Origin of the sequence: Paraburkholderia sp. (assembly GCF_035656215.1) — a bacterium.
Lineage (GTDB): Bacteria > Pseudomonadota > Gammaproteobacteria > Burkholderiales > Burkholderiaceae > Paraburkholderia.
Genome location: NZ_DASRSY010000130.1, coordinates 1 through 2,199, shown reverse-complemented (window position 1 = coordinate 2,199; position 2,199 = coordinate 1). Strand labels below are relative to the sequence as shown.

4 protein-coding genes are annotated in these 2,199 nt (G+C 60.2%); 1 reads left to right on the top strand and 3 read right to left on the bottom strand.

All coding sequences use genetic code 11. The annotated features are described in order from the left end of the window. Positions 1-111: DUF6429 family protein (locus VFE81_RS07675; RefSeq protein WP_325044023.1), on the top strand; the 111-nt coding region annotated here is incomplete at its 5' end. 17 nt (positions 112-128) lie between these two features. On the opposite strand, the gene VFE81_RS07670 is transcribed toward VFE81_RS07675, so the two are convergent. The 3 genes from VFE81_RS07670 to VFE81_RS07660 all read right to left on the bottom strand — a co-directional run. Then, positions 129-608 carry a hypothetical protein gene (locus VFE81_RS07670; protein ID WP_325044022.1) on the bottom strand — a complete coding sequence of 160 codons (480 nt, stop codon included), beginning with the start codon at positions 606-608 and terminating at the stop codon, positions 129-131. Between the two features lie 17 nt (positions 609-625). After that, the gene (locus VFE81_RS07665; RefSeq protein WP_172316393.1) at positions 626-886 is read right to left on the bottom strand and encodes a hypothetical protein; all 261 of its coding nucleotides are present in this window, start codon (positions 884-886) and stop codon (positions 626-628) included. A 68-nt stretch (positions 887-954) separates the two neighbouring features. Then, positions 955-2,199, bottom strand: a 1,245-nt coding sequence (locus VFE81_RS07660) for an efflux RND transporter permease subunit (RefSeq protein WP_325044021.1), incomplete at its 5' end; no start/stop codon positions are given.

Here is a 2,199-nt window from a genome sequence, read left to right as displayed (position 1 = left end):
GAAGACCCTGTGAACAAGACGAAGTCCGTGATCTTTACGGAAGAAGGACTGCGCGAGTCCGAGCGACTTTTTTATCAGCACTTTGTCATTCCGGAAAGAACCGGGAAGTGATTCAACGAACTTCTAACTCACGACACTAGCTCGACGCCTAATACCGTCTCCAGCATCGATTTCATTTCGTCTAACTCGGACGCTCTTTCGTCGTCGTAATCGGACCCGCTGTGCCGGTTGTATAGCGCTTTCAACTCGTCGCTATCTTCTTCCCCGAGACACCTCTCCGCGAGATCGACAATCACCGCTGAAAGGGCACGTCGTTCGGTCTGGGTGATACGTTTCTGGTTGCTCTGCTCATCGAGAAGATGCGCCATCCGCGCACGCAAATGTTGCATTTTCTGCATCAGTGGCAGCAGTTCATTCACGTACTTTTGCTGGAAAGCCGGCGCGAACTCCTCCCATGCGCTTAAACTGGCGCGCCGCTTTTCGATCTGTTTGATCAGCGTGTTGAACGCTTTCTGGCCCTTCGACAGGGTGGGTTGATTGTGGTCCGGCGCGATGCTGACGGACCTGGCGCTTGTCCTGGTCATGGAGCGGATATCTTCGGTCGTCAAATGGGGTGCGGCGCTGCCTAGCTGCCCTTGCTCTTCTTGAGCTGCTCTTCAAAAGCAATATCGAGCTTGCTCGCCTTGCGCGGTTTCGGCGGTCCGAAACCGTCGACGAATTTGACGAAGTCGTCGAGCGTTAACGGATCGGAGACTTTCTTATCGGTACCGCTCGATTTGTCGACCAGATAAAACAGGCCGCCGGACAGGCTGATCGCGGCGAACTGCGGGTTGCCGCTGCGGGTTTTCAGCCGCTCGACGGCGTGGATGGCTCGGGTGGTGCGCATGATGTGGGACGGCTGGTCGGGGAAAGACTTCTACTGTAGCAACTTCGCGAGGGGCGCGCGAAGTTGCATCATTGCGCGGTCTTATCCGTTATGCCGTGATCCTTCACGGTGTACGCTTTGCGTCCGAACTTGCGCCGCAGCCAATCCGCCCAATCCTCCAGCACCGTGTAGACCACCGGCACCACCACGAGCGTCAGAATCGACGACGTAATCACGCCGCCGATCACCGTCTGCCCAAGCGGCCCGCGTTGCTCTCCGCCTTCGCCGAGCGCCGCCGCCAGCGGCAGCATACCGAAGATCATGGCCAGCGTGGTCATCAGAATCGGCCGCAGACGCACGCGCGCCGCTTCGAGCAGCGCTTCACGCCGCTCCATCACGCGCCCCTTGCCGGACGCGTCGAGCAGGGTGCCACGCCGTGCCTGATTCGCGAAGTCGATCAGCAGAATCGCATTCTTCGTCACGAGGCCCATCAGCATCACGAAGCCGATGATCGAAAACATGTTCAACGTGCTGCCGAACAGCAGCAACGCGATCAGCACGCCGATCAACGTGAGCGGCAACGACGCCATGATGGCGAGCGGTTGCGCGAAGCTGGCGAACTGCGATGCGAGAATCATGTAGATGAAGATCACCGCGAGCGCCAACGCCTCCACCGCGTACACGAACGATTCGTTCATGCTCTTGGTCGAGCCTTCGAAGCGGTAGTGGTAACCCGCCGGCAAATGCATCGCGTCGAGCGTCTTCGCGATGTCCGCGGCAACTTCGCCCGGCGAGCGGCCATTCACGTTTGCCGACAGCATCACCTCGCGTTGCAGGTCACGCCGGTTCAACACATCGGGACCGGTCGTCTTGACGATATCCGCGATCTGTCGCAGCGGCACCAGCACCGGCGCACCGTTCGCGTCGGTGCGGTTGGTCGCGATCATCAGCCTGGCGAGATCGTCGACGTCCTGGCGCTGCGAGCGCGGCAGGCGCACGCTGACGTCGTAGTCCTGGTCGTCGGGCGCGCGCCATGTGCTGATGGCGTCGCCGGAGAGTAGCGGCCGTAATGCGGTGCCGATATCGGCCACGCCCACGCCGAGGTCGGAGGCCAGTTCACGCTTGACGTTGATCGCGACGATCGGCTTATCCGCCTTGAGCGTCGAATCGAGGTCGACGAGGCCCGGGATCTTTGCCATCTGTACTTGCGCCGCGTCCGAAAGCCGGCGCAGTTCTTCGATGTTGTCGCCCTGCAAGCTCAACTGGATTGCTTTCGTGCTGCCGGCGCCGTCCGGCACGCCGATTTCGGTAATCGACACGCCTGCTACTGAAGC